This is a genomic window from Marinobacter sp. AN1 (assembly GCF_026013985.1).
Lineage (GTDB): Bacteria > Pseudomonadota > Gammaproteobacteria > Pseudomonadales > Oleiphilaceae > Marinobacter > Marinobacter segnicrescens.
The window spans coordinates 3934084-3955509 of sequence record NZ_CP110342.1; the positions used below are offsets into that span (position 1 = coordinate 3934084).

Sequence of the window (21426 nt, forward strand, 5' to 3'; positions counted from 1 at the left end):
TCAGTATCATGACTTTTGATCATGTCCTTGCTCGTGCTAAACGGGTACTTGGGAAAAGCGGCTAACAATGGATAAAATGACCAGTATTACGCTCCGTACCGGCAGCGTGCACAAGGCGTTGATCGCTCATCATGAATGTTTGCTTTGCGACCAAAGAGGCCGATCTATGGCGCCTCGATTCGACCGCTATATTGACATCGTAGTTCGCTTATTCAGAAAGCATCGAAGAAGTCCGCTTGCGCACCCGGGATTCCCCATCCCGCTGTCCCTGGCATAACCCTTGAAGTCGTAGGTCTGGCCAGGTGCGGCTCTGAAACACACTGGCCACCCAGAGCGAAGCCTGTTCCGACGATAACAGGCGCGCCGCCAACCCGGCTTGCAGTGTCAGGCGCCGAAGTGCCGCCAAGGTCAGCTCAAACCCCCGATGCCCATGTGCAAAAGCCTCCAGCTCAATACGCTCCTGCTCTGTCAGTGGCGGCGCCGGTGGCAGATCAGATGTGATGGCCAGAACCAGCTCCGGCGACAATGACGGCCACACAACCGGCAGCATGACTGGCCACTGCTCCGAAAAGCGCTTCGAAAGCCGCTGCTGTGCAGCTACGCCACGGTCTGTCAGCCCCTGCAGCATCTGCACGGCATATTCCCCAGAGCTGGCCTCACGACTGATACCCAGGCGTACGGTTTTGAAGCCGGCGGATTGCCAGAATGGCAGCAGCTCTTGCGAGGCACCATAGCTGGTGCCAATGGCATCCAGCCCGAGGTCGCTTGCTTGCCGTACGGCGTGGTCAAGCAGATCCTGGCCGATACCCCGGCGGCGGCACTGGTCGTTAACCGCTAAACGGACCACTCGCAACATCCGCAGGGTGGCGGCCTCGGTATCGCCGCCGTGATTGGCAAGCGACTGCGGTAACAGATGGCCCTTGAGCCGTCGCTCGCCCCGCATGACCTTGTGCGCCAGTTCGGTGTCCAGCCCACCCTCCACCGTGGCCCAGAGCACACCGACAATATCGGCGCCTTGCCGGGCAACCAGGGTGACCGCACCCGGATCGTCCATCCATTGGCGCAGGTCGCCGGGCGTGGTGCGATAGTGGGCGTCCACCAGCAGGCCGAAGGCGTTGGAGAGGTCCTGTTCGCTTGCTTCTGCCGGACGCCATTTTTCGATCACGACCTCATCGTGGTGTACCGGGCCCACGGCGGAGGCATCCAGCAGGAAAAGGTGGTTTACCAGAGTCTCGAGGGGGTCGGACGATGACCAACGAACCGGCTGCTCCATGGTCAGCCCCTGCCAGTGAGGTGTTTCCCGGTCCAGCACCGCCCGGAAACGGAGATTGAAGCCCCGACCGGAGCCTTCATAGCCGTGAACGGTGGAAGCAAACACCACTCTCGGCCAGCCCAGCAGGATTTGCCGGAGTAGCGGCGCCGGGATGGCGGCGGCTTCGTCCACCATGACCAGTTCTGCTTCCGGCCTGCGGGCCAGCAGCTCATCCACCGGGAGCCACTGCAGCGTTTCGCCGGAACTCAATTCGAGCAATGTCTGACCCGTATAGTCGTGGCCAGCCTCCGCTGCAGCATGCCTGAACAGTGTGGAGACATTTTCCTTGCGGGGAGACACCACCAGGATCCGGTGGCGGCCGCCCTGCAAGAGTCGCACGGCGGCAATACCCAGCGCTGCGGACTTGCCCCGCCCACGGTCTGCGGTGATCACCAGGGGGCGCCGGCGGCGGCCCTGACCGGTGTGGAGGATGTGTTCGATGGCCCGCTCCTGGTCCGACGTGGCCGCCGGGCGAAACGGCTCGATAGCCACGTCATCAACTGGCAAGAGCGGGGGCGCGCCATCACCATTGGCCTCAAGGCGGATAACGGACGAATCCTCCGCCAATATCCTGGCCATCCGGGCCATGAAGGGATGCTGCCCTTCGGCAGGCAACCCCATCCGGGCATAGTCGGGGTCGGCGAAGGTATCCCACTCGGCAAGTTCCGGCATCAGCCAGAACCACAAACCGCCTGCCTGCAGGGTGCCGCTGAGCGCCGCCAGCGAATCCGGCGGGTTCCCGTGCCAGCCATCCCAGACCAGCACCGGGTTTTCAGTGCCCAGGTGCTGCCGGGCCTGGTTGGCCGAAATCGCGGTGAGTGCGGGGTGGGGCAAGTCTGCCGGCTCACCAACCCACAAACCACCTGACGGGGCCAGTTCTGACATCACCTTGTTTACCAGGGCCAGGGCCTGCTCGCGGGCGCCTTCCACCAGCACCAGGCGCCGCTCCCCCCGGGCCGACAGTCGCTGCGACAGGGCCTGCCAGCTGCCTTCGTTCACTAGTTCAGATCCACCGAATGCCGCTTCAGGTCCGCCAGGTCACAGATATCCAGCGCCGCGCGGTGGGTGGCCTTCAACCGGACCCGGGGAGCGCAACCGGCCTCCAGGGCTTCCCGCCAGCGGGCGGCACACAGGCACCAGCCATCGCCAGGGCGCAGCCCCGGAAACCCAAACTCCGGTCGCGGCGTGCTCAGGTCGTTGCCCCGGCTGCGGGAGAATGCCAGGAACTCATCGGTGACGACGGCACAAACCGTGTGACTGCCGAAGTCTTCGGGACCGGTATTACAGCAGCCATCCCGGAAGAAACCGGTCACCGGGTCGGTGCCGCAGTCTTCCAGCGGTTCGCCCAGTACGTTGATGGACTCATCCTGCGCCTGTGCCATGGAATCGCTCCTTGTCTGAATGTTGCGGTCATTATGAAGTACCACTGGCAGTGTGTCAGTGCCCCGGCACTGGCGAGAACCATTCGGGATTTGTCCCTCGCTCCTTTACAATGGCGCCATGACCAGCCCGCTCCCCGACTTCCTCACCGACGAACAATGCGAGATCATCACTGCCGGCCACGAGCATGCATTGATCACCGCTGTTGCCGGCAGTGGCAAGACCACGACCCTCGCCTGGCGCTTGCGCTGGCTGCTGCAGCAGGGCCACGACCCGCGCCGTATGCTGGTGCTGATGTTCAACCGTAGCGCCCGGGTGGACTTCGAACGCAAGCTGCGGGACGTCACCCGTGACCTGGGCTTGGCGCTGCCGGAGGTGCGCACCTACCACGCCATGGGGCTTCGCCTGTACCGGCGCTTCGTGCAGGAAGGTTACCTGCCGGCCTTCTCCGAGAAAATCCTTACCGAACAGGAAGTGAGCTACCAGGCCTGGCTGCTGACTCGCCAACTGGCACCGGAAGACCTGGCGGACGAGATTCGCCGCAACAAGAAGGATTATGTGGAAACCGCCACCGGTTTCATCGACCTGGTAAAAACCACCCTGACCCCGGTGGACGTGGTGTTCGAAGAGCTCGGTTACAGCGATCGCCACCGTTACCTGATCGACCTGTTCCACGCCTTCGAACAGTGGCGCAAGGCCCGCAGCCAGATCACCTACGCTGACATGCTCTATGAGCCGGTGATGGCCATTCACCAGAACACGGCCCTGCAGCGGCTGGTGGGTAACAAGATGGACCTGGTGCTGGTGGACGAATACCAGGACACCAATGAAATCCAGCACCTGCTGCTACGCTATGTGGCCGGGGACCGCGCGAAAGTAACCGTGGTAGGCGACCCTGACCAGACCATCTACGAATTCCGGGGGGCCCGGCCGGAATTTATCCTGAGCCGGTTCCGGGAGGAGTTCGACGAACCGTTGCAGCAAACCCTCAGCTACAGTTTTCGCTACGGGCACCGGGTGGCACTGCTGGCTAACCACCTGATTACCCATAACCACGGTCGTAACGATGTGCTGTGTCACTCCCATGCTTCAACACCCGCCACTCAGGTACATCTGCACGAGAGTGACCAGGACAGCAATATCGTGGTGAAGTTGCTGGAAGCACTGCCTGAACCGGAACAGCAGCAGACCGCGATCCTGTTCCGGGTCTGGAGTCAGAGTGTCGCCATTGAGCTGCGCCTGCTGGCCCGGCAGATTCCCTATCGCATCGGCGCGGGCAAGGGCGCCCTGTTCAGCCGGGAGGTAGAGGCGGTGACCAGCCTTCTTCAGGTGGTCACCGGGCAGCTTCCTCGCATGACCCTAGAAGATCGCCTGGAGGCTGCTCGCCAGCTGCTGCGATTCCCCCATGTCGGCCTCAAGGAACAGGAGCTGGGCAATATGGCACGGATGCTGGCCGGCTTTGAGTCCGGTTGGGGCCGCTGCCTGCAAAGCCTGGAAGAGTCGGCTCTCGGGCCCCTGCCCGCCCGAAAGCTCCGCCGCCTGGGTGAGGCCCTGACAGCGCTGGAAGGTTACTCCGGCCCGGTGGCCAGCCTGCTGAAACGGTATGCCGAGCAAACCGACCTGTTTGAGGGCATACGCAGCCTGGCCCTGACCCATGAGTCGGCCAACGAGCGTATCGATACCGTGCTGGGATTCCGGGATTACCTGGCAACACTGGACGTGTCCCCGGCAGAAGCCCTGGCGCATCTTCAGAATCTGCGTCGTCAGGCCCTGGAAAAGCAGGATGACACCGCCAAACCAGCTGGCGGCGTACTGCTCTCGACCATCCACCGAACCAAGGGCCTGGAATGGTCGCGGGTAATCATCCCGGGGCTGCAGGAGAAATACCTGCCCTACAGCCCCCGGCAGCAGGATGACCTGAAGGCTTTCATGGAAAGTGAACGGCGCCTGCTCTACGTGGCCGTTACCCGCACCCGGCGGGAGCTGCACCTGATCACCCGGCCTGGGGGGCCAAGACCGGCCATCGATGCCGATCAGGCACCAAGCCGGTTTGTCGACGAGCTCTGTTTCCCCTTGAGCGAACAGTTCGGGCGCTGGCTGGACCAACGGGAAGGTTCTATCGATCGGGATACCGATCACTACCAGGCAGGCCAGCCCTTGACCAACGTCGCCCAGCGCTACGCTGACCGCGCTGGTATCACCCTCCAGGGGGAGTCCGCTGCCCGCACCACCGGCAATTCACCGGTCTGGGCCAGCCATCGCCTCAGCCACGCCATTTTTGGCCCGGGTACGGTAATGGCGGAAACCGATACCGCCTTTGATGTACGCTTTGACGAGGGCCGCACACTGACGTTCAGCAAGAAGAGCGCGCACCTGTATTTTCGGCCCGTGACAGATGCGTAACCTGTAAGGAAACCTGGATGGCCGGTTGCCCCAACGCTCACTCTTTGCCCGCCATAACCGCCGTGGTGGCGGTCGCGCTGATGACGTTCCTCTCCAGCATCACCTCTGCGGATTCAAGCATTTACCGATGTGAAGGTCCTGACGGTGTACAGTTCTCCGACCAGCCCTGCGGCCCTGGCTCCGAGCGGGTGGAAGTCCGCGACACCCGGGTCGGCGGTAGCCTGGCCGACAACCTGCCTGACTACGACGACAGGCCCGGTCCGATTCCTGCCGAGGAAGAAGAGACCGAAGCCGCTGAGGAGGATACCTGCCGTTTCATTAACTCCACCAACCTGCGCACCTACCTGGCCCGCAACCAGGTCGTCCCCGGGATGACGCGAGAGCAGGTGCAGCAAGCCTTCGGCCGCACTTCCGAGGTCTACCCCACCCCCCAGGAAACCTGGGTCTACCAGACCAAGTATTACGGCGCACTCTACGAGCTGACTTACGTTTATTTCAGGAACGGCTGTGTCGAACGGGTCGAGTACCGCAAGCCCTGAAAAATAAGCTCCAGAAAATCAATACTTTGAGACCCATGTCACATTTTTCAGCGTAGGCTAATCACTAGCCCTGAAGGTTCGTAGATTCCGAAACTTCGGTAATTTTCCCTTGTATTCGCAAGCTTACGAAACTTAACTTGTTTCAGGCGCCGGGATTAAGGCGCTTTCACATGCCATGGAAAGAGGAACAGCAATGAAAACAATTCGTCCATTCGGAGTGGCCTTGCTGGCCGCTGCGATCAGTACCCCGGCACTCGCCGACGACGATATTCAGACGGTCTATCTCAACCCGTTCGCCGGTTACCAGTACTTCGGTGACAAGCGCGACCTGGACGAGGAAGCCACCTACGGTTTCGGCCTGGAATACCGGTTCCTTCCCCAGTGGGCTGTGGAAGCGGTGTACTCCCGCTCTGAGCCGGACCGCAAATACACCAATGGCGATGTGGACTTCGAAGAAATGCGGGTAGACGGCCTGTACTACTTCGGCAGCCAGAGCGACAAGCTTAACCCATACCTCGCGGCCGGTGTTGGCCATGCCGACTTTGACGGCGGCACCGTAACCACACCCGGTACCGAGCACGATGAAACTCGCGTCAACCTGGGCGGTGGTCTGCGTTACAACGTCACTGACCTGGTGTCCCTGCGTGGTGACGTACGCGCCTTCCACGGTATTGACGAGAGCACATTCGACGCCCAGGTCAGCGCCGGTATCAGCCTGGCCTTCAGCCGTGGTACCAGCGAGCCTGAGCCCGAGCCGGCTCCAGCCCCCGCACCTGAGCCGGATGCCGATGGCGACGGCGTTCCCGATAACCGTGACCAGTGCCCCAATACCGTCGCCGGCGCCGCCGTTGACAGCAATGGTTGCGAACTGGACAGCGACGGCGATGGCGTAGTGGACCGCCTGGACGAGTGCCCTGGCACCGCCCGTGGTACCGAAGTTGATGAAACCGGCTGTGAAGTGGTCACTATCGACACCATCACCCTGTACATCACCTTCCCAGTGAACAGCGCGGAAATCGGCTCTGAGTATGACGACGATATCCGCGAAGTGGCTGATGCCATGAAGGAAGACCAGGAAGTGTCCGTGGAAATCGCTGGTCACACCGACAGCACGGGCGCTGCTGACTATAACCAGCAGCTGTCCCAGCGTCGTGCCGAAGCCGTGGCTGATCGCCTGGTTGAGATGTATGGCATCGACGTCAATCGTGTGACGCCGGTGGGTTACGGTGAAGCCGAGCCGGTCGCCACCAACGAAACCTCTGGTGGCCGTGCCCGCAACCGTCGGGTAGAAGCCCGTCTGCAGGTTCGTCGCTGATCGACGGTACCTCGGACAAAACGGGAAAGGCGCCTGCGGGCGCCTTTCTTCGTTTCAGCCCCTGACCGCGTCTACCAGCAGGTTGCGGGGGGTCAGCGAACGTTCGCAGAAGGCCCCAACCCGGACCTGGTAACCTGCCTCTTCAAGATACAGGGCGTAATCGAACACAAGCCAGAGCTCCAGTGGACGACGGAATAGATGGCGAATCAGCTCATACCGTCGAACCTGCCTTAAACGCGCTGCGCCAAAACCTTCCCAGTGACTCCAGTCCACCTGTGCCGGTAGCGCCAGCACCTTCCGGGCCGCTGCCCAGCGGGCGAAGGCTTCAAACCCCTCATGCAGCAGCCGCGACGGATGCGGCGGCAGCGGCAGATAGCTGTCTTCACCCCGTATTGCCCGTTGCAAACCATCGAATCCCAGACGCCATTGCCTTGCCCGTTCGGTCTGTTCCCTGACCCGCAACGGTGCTGTCACGGTTTCCTGCACTGCCAGCCGAAGCTCGTGACGGGACAGGCCCAGGGCGGGATGTGCACTACCGGCCCTCGCCGACAGGGGCTGGTAGTCGTCCTGTTCGGTCAGGTGATAGCAACATGGGGAGAAGCTCAGACGCGGCTGCCCCTGCCGGGCACCATCCCGGATCAGTTTTCGGTGCAGGTCCCCGCAGGCATGCAGGGCGGTACCGTGGACCTGGTCTGGCCAGCACAGGTCCTGCTGGAGAACATCCTGCTGTCGAATCGTCACCGCATCCCCGAAATGGCGAGCCAGGCGATTTCCATCCTCCACCAGGGTCGGGTTCCACTCAAAGCCGGTCACCGCTAAGCCACTGTGCCGAAATAAGGTCCGGGAAAGATGCCCCTTGCCACAACACCAGTCCAGGAGCGGATGCTGCAAAGGCGACAGTGCCGCACACAACGCCCCCGCCTGTAACCGCTTGCGCCCGGGCATATCGGTGGCATCGCGCTCGGCCAGGGTGGCGGCTGCCACAGTGGCGGGAGCGGGTCGCAAGTCGGTCACGGTAGTAAGCCGTCCATAGTCAGCCGCCCCCGGAAGCCACTGCTGCACATGGCTGGCCAGCTCGCCCGGGTTGTTCTCGAAGTGCTCGCAGTCCTCCCCGCCAAGCTGCCCAAGCCACCTGGCCAGATCAGGATTCTGTCCGACCCACCCCGGCTGCGGCTCCATAAAGGGCGCGGGTTGCCAGAAACCACGATGGTCGGTGAGCCAGTCATTAATCTGTCGCCAACGCTGGTAAACAGCCGTGTCTGTGTCGTGTAAACTCCGCTGCGGAGGTAATGTCATGCAACTGGCCTTTGTTCTGGTAGAGCCCAAGGTGCCCGAAAACGTCGGCGCCGCCGCCCGTGCCCTGTGTACCATGGGGTTCAGCCAGCTGTGGCTGGTCAACTCGGACCTGCACACCCGGCCCGAGGCCCACTGGCTGGCCCACGGCAGCGACCATATCCTGGATAACGCGCGCATTTTCCCTGATCTTGAGTCAGTCCGAAACTCCGCGGAATTGCTGATCGGCACCTCCGCCAAGCCCCGTCATGGCCGATCGGATTGGCACACCCCCGGCGAGCTGGCCGGGGTGATCGCAAACAAGGGTCATTCCGTTACCACCGCAGCGCTGGTATTCGGACGGGAAGACCGGGGGTTATCCAACGACGAGATGGCCTGCTGCGACCTGCTGACAGGAATCCCAATGGCAGTCAGCTATCCCTCCCTGAACCTGGCACAATCGGTCATGCTCTATGCCTGGGAACTATCCTCCGTCAGGGCTTGCAGTGCTGACCATGCGGGTGCGGGTGCCACAACCGAACCGGACTCCGCCCGGCTGGGAGTACTCAGGCATCGCCTGGAATCGTTACTGCCCGACATCGACACCCCGGCCGATGGCAAGCTTTACCAGTGGGTTTTCGAGAAACTGCCGCTGCTCTCCCAAAGGGATATCGGCTTCGTTCATACCCTGTGCAGCAACATTGCCCGCAAGATCGACAAATCTTCCTGAAACCGCCCCTGACAACATCGAGCGCTTGTCCTATTTTTGATTGACAGTCTGAACGATGACTGACTAAGGTATTTGTACTACAACAGAATTTTGTTCCGCTTTGCGGAACCTGCAACCACAAATACAACAAAGACAAGAGGACAACGCGATGTTCAACCTGAAAAGGTCCGTCATGGCCTTTGCACTGGCCTCCGCCCCTGCCCTGGCGTTCAGCGCTGAAGGTGTCGACCTGCCCAACACCCTGGGCATGACCGCCTACGGCACCAGTTCCGCTGGCTACGCCCAGATGGTTTCGATCGGTAACCTGCTGCAGAATGAATACGGCGTATCCCTGCGCATCCTGCCCGGGGAGAACGACGTCTCCCGCATGACCCCCCTGAAAACAGACCGGGTACCGGTATGTGCCTGCGGCATTGCCGCCTACTACGGCGCCGAGGGTGTACTGATGTTTGCCGGTGAAAACTGGGGCCCCAGCCGATCCGGGTGATCACCACCTCCATCGCCAGCTTTGGCCTGAGCATTGCCGTGGCGGGTGACATCGGCGTTGAAACCCCCTATGACCTCAAGGGCAAGCGTATTTCCTGGATACGGGGCGACGATGCCCTCAACCTGGGCACCGAGGCGATGCTGGCCTTTGGTGACCTGACCTGGGATGACGTGGAGCGCGTGGAGTTTCCCGGCTATGGCCGTGCCTTTGAGGGCATTATCGCCAACCAGACCGACACCGCGTTTACCGTCTCCGTGGCGGGCGGCCCCCAGCAACTGGCGGCCAGTCCCCGGGGCATCACCTGGCTGACCCTGGACCCGGAAGACAAGGAAGGCTGGCAGCGCCTGAACGACGTAGCGCCCTACTTCCAGCCCCACAAGGTGACCTCCGGCGCCGGCATCAGCAAGGATGATCCCTGGATTGGATCCAGCTACCCGTATCCCATCGTGGTCGCCAACGCCGATACGGATGACACACTGGTCAAGAGCCTGGTGAAGGTCTTTACCGAGGACTATGACAAGTACAAGGATGCCGCCCCGGGCAACGCCGGCTATGCCCTGGAGAACCAGAACATGCAGTGGGTGGTTCCGTTCCACGATGCCGTTGTGGAGTACTACAAGGAAATCGGACACTGGACCGACGAAATGCAGGCGCACCAGGACATGCTGGTCAAGCGTCAGCAGATCCTGCTGGATACCTGGGATGAGTACACCGCCGGCGATACGCCCTCGGATGAGGACGAATTCAAGGCAGGCTGGATGGAAGCCCGGGCCGCAGCCCTGGAAGAAGCCGGCATGAACCCGGTATTCCGTTAAGACGCGCCCTGAAACCGCGGCGGTGGTCGCAGCCACCGCCGCGCTCATCCGTATTACCGGGTTTCCAGCACCATGACGCAATCCCCCACTGATCAAAAGAAACCGGAGAACATTTCCGGTGTTCGTGACCTGCCAGGCCTCTGGCCCTGGCTGCCACGCCTGGCCACCCTGGCCCTGACCCTGTTTACCATCGACTACCTGTTCAACCTTCAGCTCATTAACCTGGTCACCCAGGTGGAGAGCCAGTTTTTCTATATGGTGGTGGCGCTGATGCTGCCACTGGTGTTCGTACTCTGGCCCATGAACCGCTTTGCCAGCCGCCACAAGGTGCCCTGGTACGATATCCTGCTGTTCCTCGCCGCTGCCGGTATCTGCGGATTCTTTGTCTATAACGCCGAGCAGATCCTGGACCGCGGCTGGGAGTACGCGGCCCCGGACTATGCGATCACCATGAGTTTCCTGTTCTGGGCGATTGTGGTGGAGGCCATCCGCCGCGCCGGCGGGCTGCCCATTGCGGTGATCGTCGGGCTGGCGAGCCTCTACCCCATCTTTGCCGATAAGGTACCGGGGCCGATCCAGGGTTTTCCTTCAACACCGGACCAGACCGCCATCTACCTGGCCATGAGCCGTGAAGGCATCATGGGGATTCCCCTGCAGGCCTTTGCCAACCTGGTCATCGGCTTTCTGCTGTTTGGCGTCGCCCTGCAGAAAACCGGCGGCGGCAAGTTCTTTATCAACCTCGCCTTTGCCCTGCTCGGCCATGTGCGGGGCGGCCCCGCCAAGGTGGCGGTATTCTCCAGCGGACTGATGGGCTCCATGAGCGGCAGCGTGATCACCAATGTGATGACCACCGGCGTGCTCTCCATCCCCGCCATGCGCCGGGTTGGCTTCGGAAAATCCTACGCCGCCGGTGTGGAGGCCTGCGCATCCACCGGGGGCGTACTGATGCCACCGGTCATGGGTGCCACGGCCTTTATCATGGCCGCGTTCCTGAACATTCCCTATGGCACCATCGCCCTGGCTGCCGTGGTGCCATCGGTGCTCTATTTCCTGGGCCTGTTTATCCAGATTGACGCCTACGCTGCGCGCCACGACCTCAAGGGGCTGCCGGCGGCCGAACTGCCGTCTCTGCGTCAGACCCTGAAGGAAGGCTGGTACTTTATCTTCGTGTTTGTGCTGTTGATCTGGATGCTGTTCTTCCTGCGCCGTGAGGCAACGGCCCCCTTCTACGCAACTGCCCTGCTGCTGGTCATCAACCAGGTGCTGCCCTACCAGCGCTGGGGCTGGCAGGACCTGAAGGAATTCTTCGGCGGAGCAGGCAAGCTGTTTGCCGAGCTGATTGCCATCCTGGCCGGTGTGGGTCTGCTGGTAGGCGCACTGTCCGTCACTGGCCTATCCGGCACCATTGCCAATGACCTGATCTACCTGGCGGGGGGCAACACCCTGGTGCTGCTGATGATGGGGGCTGTAACCAGCTTCATCCTTGGCATTGGGATGACCGTAACCGCTGCCTATATCTTCCTGGCCGTGGCGCTGGCGCCGGCCCTGATCAACGGCGGCGGCATGGATCCGCTGGCTGTGCACCTGTTCATCCTGTACTGGGGCATGCTCAGCTTTATCACCCCACCGGTCGCCCTGGGCGCCTTTGCCGCCGCAACCGTGGCGGGCTCACGGGCAATGGAAACCGGCCTGCAGGCCATGCGGCTGGGCAGCGTGATCTACTTTATTCCGTTCCTGTTCGTACTGAATCCGGCGCTGATCTTCCAGGGCAGCTGGAACGAAATCCTGGTGGTCATCCTGCAGGCGCTGGCCGGTGTGGTATTGATTGCCGGCTCCATGCAGGGCTGGATTCTCGGGGTGGGTAACCTCGCCGCCAGCCGCATGATGCAGTGGCCTATTCGGGCAGCACTGATCATCGGCGGGCTGTTGCTGGCTATCCCCGGAGGTGGCCCGGTACCGCTGACCAACCTGCAGCTGTCAATGATCAGCGCCGTCCTGATCATTCCCGCGTTGGCGCTGGCCTGGGCGGCCCAGCGCCGACAGCCGGCCCTGGCCGGACGCTGACGCTTACCGGCCGGGCCTTCCTGTTATTGACCCCCTGCCAGGGCAAGGATGCCGCGGCGGGGAACCTGCGCAACCAGCTCATCCCGGGGTAGCGGACGGCTGAACAGGAAACCCTGCCCGATATGAGCGCCCATGCCCACCAGGCAGCTCAACTCCCTCTCATTCTCGATGCCTTCCACCACCACAGAGAGCGAGAGTCGCTCGCACAGGGTCAGGATCATCTCCATGATCGCCCGTTTCTCGCTGTCTGAATCAATACCGGACACCAGCGACCGGTCAATCTTGAGCTGGTCCAGGGGCAACTGACGCAGATAGCCCAGGGATGAATAACCGGCGCCGAAGTCGTCCAGTGCCACGCTGATACCCGCCCGCCGCAGCTCTTTCATCACCACCATGGCGATACTGGCATCGGCCATCACCGCGGTTTCGGTGATTTCCACCTTGAGCCGGCGAGGATCCACGCCCGCCCTGTGCAGTTCCCGGATCAGGTGGTCCGCCATGGCAGGATCATGCAGTTGCGCCGGGGACAGGTTGAGGCTCACCGAAAAGTGTTCGCCATAGACCTGGGTCAGCAACGGGTCGTTCATCAGTGGCAGGGTCTTGATCAGCATGGCGTCGGACAGCGCGCCGATCAGTCCGGTTTCCTCTGCTACCGGAATAAACAGGCCCGGGGAGATCAGCCCCAGGTCCGGGTGACGAATCCGACAGAGTGCCTCGAAGGCGTCCACTTCACCTGTCTGCAAGTTGACCAGGGGCTGCAGAAAGGGCTCTACCCAGTCATGGCGTAAGGCACTGCGCAGGCTCTGCTCCGCATCCAGGCGTTCCCGGTTACGCTGGCGCATCTCGTCCTGGTAGACGAGGAAACTGCCGGTGGCCGCATTACGGACCCGCCGCAGCATGGTGCGTGTGGCCTGCAGCATGTCGGCTGAGCCAATGAACCGGCCGTCCTCACCCGGTATAGCCCCGACCACCAGGGACAGCCAGACCCGGCGTTCATTCAGCAACAGGGACTCGTCGAACTGCTGCATCAATTCCCGGGCACGGGTGCGAAGCCCGTCCTCATCCGCATCGTGGACCAGCACAGCGGGGGTGTTATCCGCCAGCAGTGCGACCAGTTCCCCGGGCCTCAGGCAGCGGTGCAGGCGCTGGCGTACCTCCCGCACCAAGGCCCGCTCCTCCGCCGGCGTCAGCGAGTCGCGAACCAGGGCCAGATTGGAGAACACCACCACCAGCAGTCCGACCTGACCGCTCCCTTCTGCTAACCGTTGCTGCAGCACAAGGTCCAGGTACTCAGCGTTGGGCAGGCGCGTGGTGCTGTCGACGAACTTCTGTTCGGTCATGTCGGCCTGGGTGCCAGACATTCTGCGGGGGGAACCGGTCACCGGATCCATCTCACAAATGCCGCGGGCGACCATCCAGCGGTAGCCACCACGGCCATCCTGCAGCCGAAATTCACAGGAGAACCGCTCGCTCAGCCCATTCGCGTGGTTGAGCATGGCCTCGCTGAACGGACCCCGGTCCTGCGGGTGCATGCGCATGACCCATTCTGAAGGCCTGAATCGGTGCCCCAGTTCCTGGCATCCCGACATCGCCAGCCAACGGTCAGAGACCTGCAGCTGGTCTTCTTCGAAATCCCACTCCCAGACACCATCGTTGGCGCCCTGGATAATCAGGTCCAGCCGCCTTGTACGCTCCTGTACCTTTTCCTCCAGCTGGTCCCGGGCGCGTTCCAGCTCCCGGATATTACGGCGCACCGATTCCAGCACAAAGTTGGACAGCACGGAGAGCTTCTGCACATCCAGGTCTTCGGAATCGGTACTCAGGTGGAAGTCATAGCGACCGTCGATCGCCTGGCAGAGCTGGTCGGCAATCTCGTTGATCCTGGCCCGCAGCCGGCGTTCAGAATCACTCACCGGGTGCCTCCACCTTCAGGCAGAAGCGGCAGGCTTCCGCTCCCCGCTTCTGACAGTCGAGGATCTTCATGAACCCGGTCTCGCCAAACTCCTGCAACACCCGGTTAAAAAGGGCTTCATACAAGCCACACAGGCGATTGGGAGAGCGATAGGTGACCAGCAGGTCATCGCCCTGCTGGTCAATCTCGAACTTGTCACGGACCCGTTCCCGGCTTTCCTCGTTGCGCAGGCCTGAAGCCAGCACCGTGTGGATACGGGGCTGGCGCTCCAGGAACGCCCGCGCCGAGCCCGCCATCTGGTAGAACATGGGGAACAATTGCCGGGACTCCCGGATAAAGTGATCCGCATAGAGCCGGTAAAGCGCGTCTTCGTCGAGGCCGAAATACTCGCTCGTCGCCTGCAGCAGTCGCAGGCACTCATCGTCCGGGTAATCCCGGTCAATACGGTAGTCGGGCACTTCATCCAGGCCCGCTTTCCTGCCGATGGCCACCAGGGCCTCTTCACCGCCTTCCGTGCGGATGATATCCACCAGAACTTTCTGGATAAATCCAATCATGGTGTTGTTGCATCCGGTTGTGCGCGGACCCTGGTAGCAGGATAGCGCGTTGCTCTGTTAACTATCCTTACGAAGCAGTTCCCGATACTGTTCAAGTACTTCGTCGTCTTCCTGTGGGTACTCCGGCGCCAGGGCCTCCAGCTGTTCCGCAAGGATTCTGGCCATCAATGCGCGGGCTATCGGCTTGCGGTCCCCCGGCAGAATCAACCAGGGTGCCTCCGGCGTATGGGTGGCGGCAATGGCCTCCTCCACCACACCGAGGTATTCCTGCCGTCGTTTCCAGGCCTCAATATCCGAGTGGTCAAACTTCCAGCGCTTGCGGGGTTTGTCCAGCCGCTTGATCAGTCGCTGCCGGTGTTCTTCTTCTGACAAGTGCAGCCAGACCTTCAGTACGGTCGTGCCTTCCTGCACCAGGTGCTGCTCGAAGGCACGAATGGCACTGTAGCGGGCCTGCCAGTTGTAATGACTTTCATCCCGCACCGGCCAGAGCCGCTCTGCCATTACCGCCTCATGGTGACTGCGGTTGAAGGCCACCAACTCGCCAAGGGCGGGCAGATAGGGCACGACCCGCCAGAGAAAGTCATGCTTTGCCTCGATACCGTTAGGCCGCCCGAAGGACCAGGCATGGAAACCCGCCGGATCCATATAGGTGGCCAGGGTACGTACCAGGCTATCCTTGCCGCTGGCATCGAGCCCGTGAAACACCATCAGGCAGGCTTTTTCACCATTAGCCCAGAGCCGGCGCTGGTGCTCACCAATCAGTTCAAGACTCGGCTGCAGTGCCGGTACGCCGTCATCCTCTATGTCGGAGGGATAGTCGTGGAGTGAGGGTTTTCGGGGATCGTACAGCCAGGTTTCGTTGAAAGGTGTGGAAAACATGCAGGGCAGAATCTCGCAGCGGCGGGGTTATTGATCAACCCTATACCAGTGATTACCCGGACCGACATATAAGCGGCGCGCGGGTTGATGATAAACTTGCGTTATTTACGATCAGGTTAGCAGTTATGAGTCGCAAGAGACGAGAAATACCGGTTTTCGATCAGCCATTGATCGAAACCCACTGCCATCTGGATTACCTCAAGGACCGTCCCCTGGAGGAGACCCTTGAGAAGGTGCGTAGTGTCAACATCGAGCGGGTGATTACCATCGCGGTTTCCCCGGATAACCTGGCCCAGGTACGAGCACTCAGCCAGTTGCAACCCTGGCTGTACGGCACCCAGGGCGTTCACCCCCATGAGGCGGAAGCCTACTCGGATGCCTGTGAGGCGGAAATCCGCGAACATGCGACCGATGACAAGATCGTCGCCGTGGGTGAAATCGGGCTGGACTATTTCTACGATAACGCTGACAGGGAGGTCCAGCGTCAGGTGTTCCGGCGCCAGCTGCAGATTGCAGCTGACCTGGGCAAGCCCGTGGTCATTCACAGTCGCGAAGCCGACGAGGACACCATCGCGATCCTGTCAGAATTCGAAGACACCCTGGAACGCAGGGGCGTCATCCACAGCTTTACATCCGGCCCTGGGCTGGCCCGTTATGCACTGGACCAGGGCTGGTGCCTGGGGTTCAACGGAATAACCACCTTTAACAAGGCGGAAAACGTGCGAGACATCGTACGCATGGCTCCTGTCGAGCAGATCCTGCTGGAAACCGACTCGCCGTTCCTTACCCCCGTGCCTTACCGGGGCCGGGAGAATGCGCCTTTCTACCTGCCCTTCGTGGCGGAGAAGATTGCCGAGGTCAAGGAGTTACCGCTGGAACAGGTTCTCAGCGCCACCTGGCAGGCCAGTATGCGCACCTTTTTCCCGGAGGAAGGGGCACACTGACGCAAAAGGCTACGTTGGAGAAAACACTCGTGTCAGGCCGGCGCCCGGGCGCTGGCCACATCCAGCCCCAGCCGCCCCAGCAGGCGATCACACTCTTCACTTTCCTGCATGTCGTTGCACATCAGCCAAGCGGCCCGCATGACAGCCTTGTCCCGCTCACCACTGCCGCGGGGCAGCATATAGGCCGCGCCAATCAGGTTGCGCAACGGCAGCGGCAGGCGCCAGGCTACCTTGAGCACATTGCCCAATGTGCCACTCCACTCGTATAAGGCCCGCTCCACATCGTCGTCATCGAGGGCGCCGTCCGAGGCAATAAACTGTTGGGCGGTACTGATGACCGCCAACTCACCAATCCGGTGCAGCAGCCCGGCGGTGTAACACAGGGAGGCATCCACTCCTACCTTACGGGCCATACCGCTGGCCAGCTCTGCCAGCTCCGAGCTTTTCGCGACCTGCTCCTCGGCAAGGCTTTTCAGGGCAGGGTCAGACAGGCGGTGGGAAATATCCAGGGCCAGCGCCAGGGCGTGATTCAGGCTCATGCGGATGCCCAACATGCGAATGGCCTCCCGCAGGCTGCTGCAGGGTTCGCCGGAGCGGCGCAGGGCGCTGGTGTTCGCCACGTCCAGCAAACGGGCGGTTACCGCAGGCTGGCTCTTCCAGGCATCGGAAAGGTCCCCCACTGACAGTTCCCCGGCCCGCTCCACGAGGGCCATGACGCTGGCTGGATCCAGTTCCGCCGGAAGATAGGCCTGGGTATCCCGGGCCCGGCGCAGCATGACCTCAAAGCTCGTTTCCGGACCACCGGGCTGCGCGGTGGGTAGCAAAGTCTTGAGGCGCTCCTGCATCGCGGTAGCCGTAAACGGTTTCGGTACAAAACCCTGGATATGCAGCCGGCCGGCGGCCAGTACCCGCTCCCGGTCGACCTTCTCAGACACCATCAACACCGGCACCTCCCGATCCAGGCGGCGGACGGCCCGCACCAGGTCCAGGCCGCGACCATCCGGCAGGTCCCAATCACACACCACCAGCTCCGGACGCAGTTCCTCCAGATCGGCCCTGGCCTCGGCAAGGGTACGATAACTGTGAACGCGGGCCCGGGAAAACAGGCCGGAAACGAGGGTTTCCATCAGTTCCGCCATGGGAACATCCGCGTCAAGTATCAGTACGTTCATGGGTCAGGCTACCAGGTATCGGGCGATTGGCCGTTGAGCATCATCTTTATCAGGAAACTACCATATAAACCATCCCCGGCCCATTCAAACCGTGTGCCAGCGATCATTCCGGGCTCAGGCCCGGTAGCCCTCAATCAGACGGTTGATGCCGGTCGCAAGCTGATCGAGTTCGGCAGCGAGCCCGCGCACATCCTGCGCCTGCCCTACCACGTCCTGATTCTGGCTGGCCACTCCCTGCACGCTCTCATTGATATGCACTGACGCAGCCGCCTGCTGCTCGGTAGCCGAGGCGATCTGCATGCTCAGGTCGGTGACCTGGGTAACTGCCTGGCGAATGGTATCGATGGCCTCTCCGGTTGCCCGGATGGCAAGGGATGTCTCCCGGGAACGGGTCTGCCCCATTTCCAGTGCGGCCAGGGCTTGTTCTGCACCGGCAGACAAGGTATCGATCGTGGCACCGATCTCCCTGGTGAATTCCTGGGTGCGCCGGGACAGGTTGCGCACTTCATCGGCAACCACGGCGAAGCCACGCCCCTGGTCACCGGCACGGGCAGCCTCGATGGCGGCATTCAGCGCCAACAGGTTGGTCTGCTCGGAAATGTCATTAATGGCACCCACGACCTGGCCAATACTGTCCACATTGCCCACCAGGCTTTTGACTGCCTCGGAAGAGGACTGCAGGGCCTGGTCTGTAGCATCAGTCAGCGCAACTGCCTCACCCACCTGCCTGGTGCCGACGTTCGCTGAACGGGAAGCCTCGGCAGATGCCTCGGAAGCTTGCTGGGTATTGCGTGCCACATCATGCACAGTCGCTGTCATCTCTTCGGTGGCGCTGGCCGCCTGGCCGAGCCGGTCATTCTGCTCACCAAGGATTGCGGTCGTGCGGTCACTCATGGCATCCAGGGCGCCAGCCGTGCTGCTTAGCTGGGCCGATAGCGAGCCTACCTCCCGTATAAGGCCGGAGAACTGGTCAAGCATGCTGTTGAAGGCCCGTGCGGTGTCGTCTGAGCTTTCATCCAGGCGCCCGCTCAGATCCCCGTCCTGGCGGAATTGTTCCACCAGCTCCATGATGCTGTGGGTAACCTGCCGCTCACGACCCAGCCGCAGGGCAAAGAACACTAGGATTCCGGCTTCGAATACCACGAACGCCGCGTGCAGAAAGGCGATGGACCAGCTGCAACCATAGTTGAAAATCATCAGCGGCATGCCGCCGAGGCTGGCACCGGACAGTTGCAGGGCCGTGAGCAGCAAGTGATGCACGGCAATCACCCCGGCCGCCACAAGGATCGGCAGCCAGTCCCGATAGACCATCACCAGGGCGAGGGCACTGAAGATATGGAAGTGCATTTCGATCCGGCCCATCTGTGCCTGGATCATGATGGCAGAGAACACCATCAACGCCGTGGCAGCCACTACCGAAAAGCCACGGGTACCCCGGATTGATGCGTAGGCGGCAGACACCACCAGGCCAACGAGCACCGAAGCAACGATAGCGAACACGTGGGTTCCATAACCGACGGGAACCAACAATCCGACCACAGGCACATGGGCCAGCAGTATCCACAACATTTGCCGGTCACTGCTGAGGGCGTCCCGGCGGGTAAACTGGGTATCAGACATCATTGGCTTGCCAACTCCAGTGCAGGCGTCGTGTGGGCAGCCAGCGACTTCGCAGGCTGCTCAGAGAGTATACGAGTCAGGTCTTCAATAACCCGATCAAGGTCAAGGTCGGGGGTGGTATAGAGCAATTCCCGTCGCCCCCGGCTGGATACAACATGCAGGTGGGCAGAATGGTCCAGCTCGTAGGCCTCACCACCGCCCACCCTGTGGGCATAGTCGTTATAACCGCTGGCCAGCTGCCGCGCAGCCGCACCTGACTCCGGCCGGACTGCCACAAACATCGGCCCCAGCGACGCCATCAACTGGTCCAGCCTTTGCTGGCTGTCCCGCTCCGGGTCGAGGGTCACGAACACAAAGTGGACCGGCGCATTCGCCAGCCTGCGCTGCAGGGTGAGGAGGTTGGTCAGTTGTACCGGGCACACCGTACCGCAGCTCTGGTAACCAAAGAACACCAGGGCAAGGCCCTCCGGGGGAGGCACCTGAGCTCCCTGACCGGGCTCCACGAGGGATGGGGCGGGCAAATCCACCCGCAAACCGTAATACCCGCTGCCGGAAAGCAGGGAAGGCAAGACCGGCAAGATTGCCAGAACCGCCAACAGGATTACGAGAAACGCAGTAGCCAACAGCCATCGCTGCCCGCCGGGGAGAATTCTGGATACCAAGGACCTTACCTGCCTGTGAATCACGCGAGCTCGCTATATTGATATAACGAACTTTTAATAATCTGTACGCGTTTTACGCAGAATCAGGAAATCTGGATGTCGGGATCGTATATTCGCTTACGCAGGGGCATGGAGTTCACGGATAAGCCGCTGAACCCGGCTGGCGGACTGATCATAGATCCTGAGCAGGCGCGTGTCCCACTTGTCCAGGTCGGTGCCCATGGCCACGGCGTGTTCCAGGGTGATCGCCAGGCGCAGCACCCGCCCCAGGCTGCCCTTGCGGTGCAGAATGGCCTTGCGGATGTCGTTGTGCAGGTCAATGGTGTCAATAAACTCATCGGCTGGCACCCCCAGCATGATCTCCGCGCCGGACAGCAGCCCGGTAAGGAAAGCCTCCTCTCGGTCAGGGGCGTTGACCCTCACCCGCTCTGCGAGGGATTCACAGACGTGGGCCCGTATCAGTACCAGCCGGGCCTGTTCCTTGTTGACCGTCCGCATGGCACTGAGCATCGACACCCAGTGACGCAGGTTGGTCAGCCCTAGCCGGATAACCACTTCCCTCACCGATGAAATCTTGCCCGAACCGCGGTAAAGCGGACTGTTAACGATGCGGACGAGATTCAGGGAAAGGTCGGGATCCTGGGACAATACACGGGTGAGTTCACCAATATCCGGATCTGGCTGATAGAGCAATGCCAGTAACCGGGTCAACTGGATACCGGAAGCGGTCATTTTCTGTCCCGAGATAAGCTTCGGGCGGGCAAGGAAGTAACCCTGGAACAGATCAAACCCCATGGCCAGGTACCGGTCACGGGTTTCCTGGTCTTCAACCCTTTCCGCCAGCCAGCGAACCGGCAGATGGGCCAGCCGATGCTTGTGTTCCGCCACGGCTTCCGGAGTGAATTGGGAAACGTCCACCTTGATGACATCTGCCATTTCCAGCAGCGGCGCCCAGTCTTCACCGAAGGCGAAGTCATCCAGCGCAAAGCGGAACCCGGCGTCAAACCATTGACGCACCGCCGCCACCAGTTCGGGCGTAGGGTCAATGCGCTCCACCAGTTCAACCATAACCCTGTCGGGGTCCACCGGCAGTACAATACCGGAAAGCAACAGGTCGGCGGACACGTTGATGTAGGCGCGCGTGCCGTAATGGGTTGTATGGTTGGTGATGCCGGTGCAGTAGTTGAAGAGCAATTCACTGGTCGCCTGCTGCTCACCCACCGCAAGCGCACTCTGGCCGAGGTCATTTCGGTAGAGCAGCTCCACAGCTTCCATTTCACTGTCGCGGTTATAGATGGGCTGAGCGGCCAGCAAGGTTTGTGACGCCATCACACAATTTCCGTTTTCCTGTTTCAGGGCGATT

General features: G+C 61.4%; 18 protein-coding genes. 8 read left to right on the forward strand and 10 right to left on the reverse strand.

Annotation, left to right across the window (positions count from 1 at the left end; genetic code table 11):
* Positions 1-208 precede the first annotated feature (208 nt).
* Entirely contained in the window at positions 209-2311 is a 2103-nt protein-coding gene (locus tag LJ360_RS18140) for a tRNA(Met) cytidine acetyltransferase TmcA (protein WP_264994667.1), read from the reverse strand.
* A complete protein-coding gene (locus tag LJ360_RS18145; protein WP_091851871.1) occupies positions 2311-2694 on the reverse strand; it encodes a DUF2237 family protein in 384 nt (127 codons plus the stop codon). Before LJ360_RS18145 ends, LJ360_RS18140 begins: the two co-directional genes overlap by 1 nt.
* A 118-nt stretch (positions 2695-2812) precedes the next feature.
* Here LJ360_RS18145 and LJ360_RS18150 point away from each other — a divergent pair, with 118 nt between their 5' ends.
* The 3 genes from LJ360_RS18150 (at position 2813) to LJ360_RS18160 (ending at position 6949) form a co-directional block, all read left to right on the forward strand.
* Positions 2813-5095 (forward strand): ATP-dependent helicase, encoded by a 2283-nt coding sequence (locus tag LJ360_RS18150; protein WP_091851874.1) that lies wholly within the window; start codon positions 2813-2815, stop codon positions 5093-5095.
* A 17-nt stretch (positions 5096-5112) separates the two neighbouring features.
* Positions 5113-5634, forward strand: a complete 522-nt coding sequence (bamE, locus tag LJ360_RS18155; RefSeq protein WP_091851877.1) for an outer membrane protein assembly factor BamE — start codon at positions 5113-5115, stop codon at positions 5632-5634.
* A 193-nt stretch (positions 5635-5827) separates the two neighbouring features.
* Positions 5828-6949, forward strand: a complete 1122-nt coding sequence (locus LJ360_RS18160; protein ID WP_091851880.1) for an OmpA family protein — start codon at positions 5828-5830, stop codon at positions 6947-6949.
* Positions 6950-7003: 54 nt separating this feature from the next.
* On the opposite strand, the gene LJ360_RS18165 is transcribed toward LJ360_RS18160, so the two are convergent.
* Positions 7004-8245 carry an SAM-dependent methyltransferase gene (locus LJ360_RS18165; RefSeq protein ID WP_264994668.1) on the reverse strand — a complete coding sequence of 414 codons (1242 nt, stop codon included), beginning with the start codon at positions 8243-8245 and terminating at the stop codon, positions 7004-7006.
* Between LJ360_RS18165 and LJ360_RS18170 the strand changes: the two genes are divergently transcribed.
* The 4 genes from LJ360_RS18170 (at position 8244) to LJ360_RS18185 (ending at position 12317) form a co-directional block, all read left to right on the forward strand.
* Positions 8244-8951, forward strand: a complete 708-nt coding sequence (locus LJ360_RS18170; protein ID WP_264994669.1) for a tRNA/rRNA methyltransferase — start codon at positions 8244-8246, stop codon at positions 8949-8951. The two genes, LJ360_RS18165 and LJ360_RS18170, sit on opposite strands and share 2 nt — an antisense overlap.
* A 148-nt stretch (positions 8952-9099) precedes the next feature.
* Positions 9100-9438 (forward strand): hypothetical protein, encoded by a 339-nt coding sequence (locus LJ360_RS18175; RefSeq protein ID WP_264994670.1) that lies wholly within the window; start codon positions 9100-9102, stop codon positions 9436-9438.
* Positions 9435-10253 carry a TAXI family TRAP transporter solute-binding subunit gene (locus LJ360_RS18180; protein WP_264994671.1) on the forward strand — a complete coding sequence of 273 codons (819 nt, stop codon included), beginning with the start codon at positions 9435-9437 and terminating at the stop codon, positions 10251-10253. Before LJ360_RS18175 ends, LJ360_RS18180 begins: the two co-directional genes overlap by 4 nt.
* Positions 10254-10325: 72 nt before the next feature.
* The gene (locus LJ360_RS18185; protein ID WP_264994672.1) at positions 10326-12317 is read left to right on the forward strand and encodes a TRAP transporter permease; all 1992 of its coding nucleotides are present in this window, start codon (positions 10326-10328) and stop codon (positions 12315-12317) included.
* Between the two features lie 23 nt (positions 12318-12340).
* On the opposite strand, the gene LJ360_RS18190 is transcribed toward LJ360_RS18185, so the two are convergent.
* From LJ360_RS18190 to LJ360_RS18200, 3 genes are read right to left on the reverse strand one after another with little or no spacing between them, the layout of a single operon-like run.
* The gene (locus tag LJ360_RS18190) at positions 12341-14230 is read right to left on the reverse strand and encodes a putative bifunctional diguanylate cyclase/phosphodiesterase (RefSeq protein WP_091851896.1); all 1890 of its coding nucleotides are present in this window, start codon (positions 14228-14230) and stop codon (positions 12341-12343) included.
* Positions 14223-14786, reverse strand: a complete 564-nt coding sequence (locus tag LJ360_RS18195; RefSeq protein WP_264994673.1) for a heme NO-binding domain-containing protein — start codon at positions 14784-14786, stop codon at positions 14223-14225. Before LJ360_RS18195 ends, LJ360_RS18190 begins: the two co-directional genes overlap by 8 nt.
* A 57-nt stretch (positions 14787-14843) precedes the next feature.
* Entirely contained in the window at positions 14844-15665 is an 822-nt protein-coding gene (locus LJ360_RS18200; protein ID WP_264994674.1) for a polyphosphate kinase 2 family protein, read from the reverse strand.
* A 125-nt stretch (positions 15666-15790) separates the two neighbouring features.
* Between LJ360_RS18200 and LJ360_RS18205 the strand changes: the two genes are divergently transcribed.
* The gene (locus tag LJ360_RS18205) at positions 15791-16609 is read left to right on the forward strand and encodes a TatD family hydrolase (protein WP_264994675.1); all 819 of its coding nucleotides are present in this window, start codon (positions 15791-15793) and stop codon (positions 16607-16609) included.
* Between the two features lie 32 nt (positions 16610-16641).
* Here LJ360_RS18205 and LJ360_RS18210 read toward each other — a convergent pair whose 3' ends face one another.
* From LJ360_RS18210 to LJ360_RS18225, 4 genes are all read right to left on the reverse strand, one after another.
* On the reverse strand, positions 16642-17781 hold the full coding sequence (locus tag LJ360_RS18210) for a response regulator (RefSeq protein WP_264994676.1): 1140 nt from the start codon (positions 17779-17781) through the stop codon (positions 16642-16644).
* A gap of 114 nt (positions 17782-17895) precedes the next feature.
* On the reverse strand, positions 17896-19404 hold the full coding sequence (locus LJ360_RS18215) for a methyl-accepting chemotaxis protein (RefSeq protein ID WP_264994677.1): 1509 nt from the start codon (positions 19402-19404) through the stop codon (positions 17896-17898).
* Positions 19401-20063, reverse strand: a complete 663-nt coding sequence (locus LJ360_RS18220) for an SCO family protein (protein ID WP_264994678.1) — start codon at positions 20061-20063, stop codon at positions 19401-19403. The genes LJ360_RS18215 and LJ360_RS18220 overlap by 4 nt, the downstream gene beginning before the upstream one ends.
* A 117-nt stretch (positions 20064-20180) precedes the next feature.
* Complete coding sequence (locus LJ360_RS18225) at positions 20181-21392, reverse strand: EAL and HDOD domain-containing protein (RefSeq protein WP_264994679.1); 1212 nt, start codon at positions 21390-21392, stop codon at positions 20181-20183.
* Between the last annotated feature and the right edge of the window lie 34 nt (positions 21393-21426).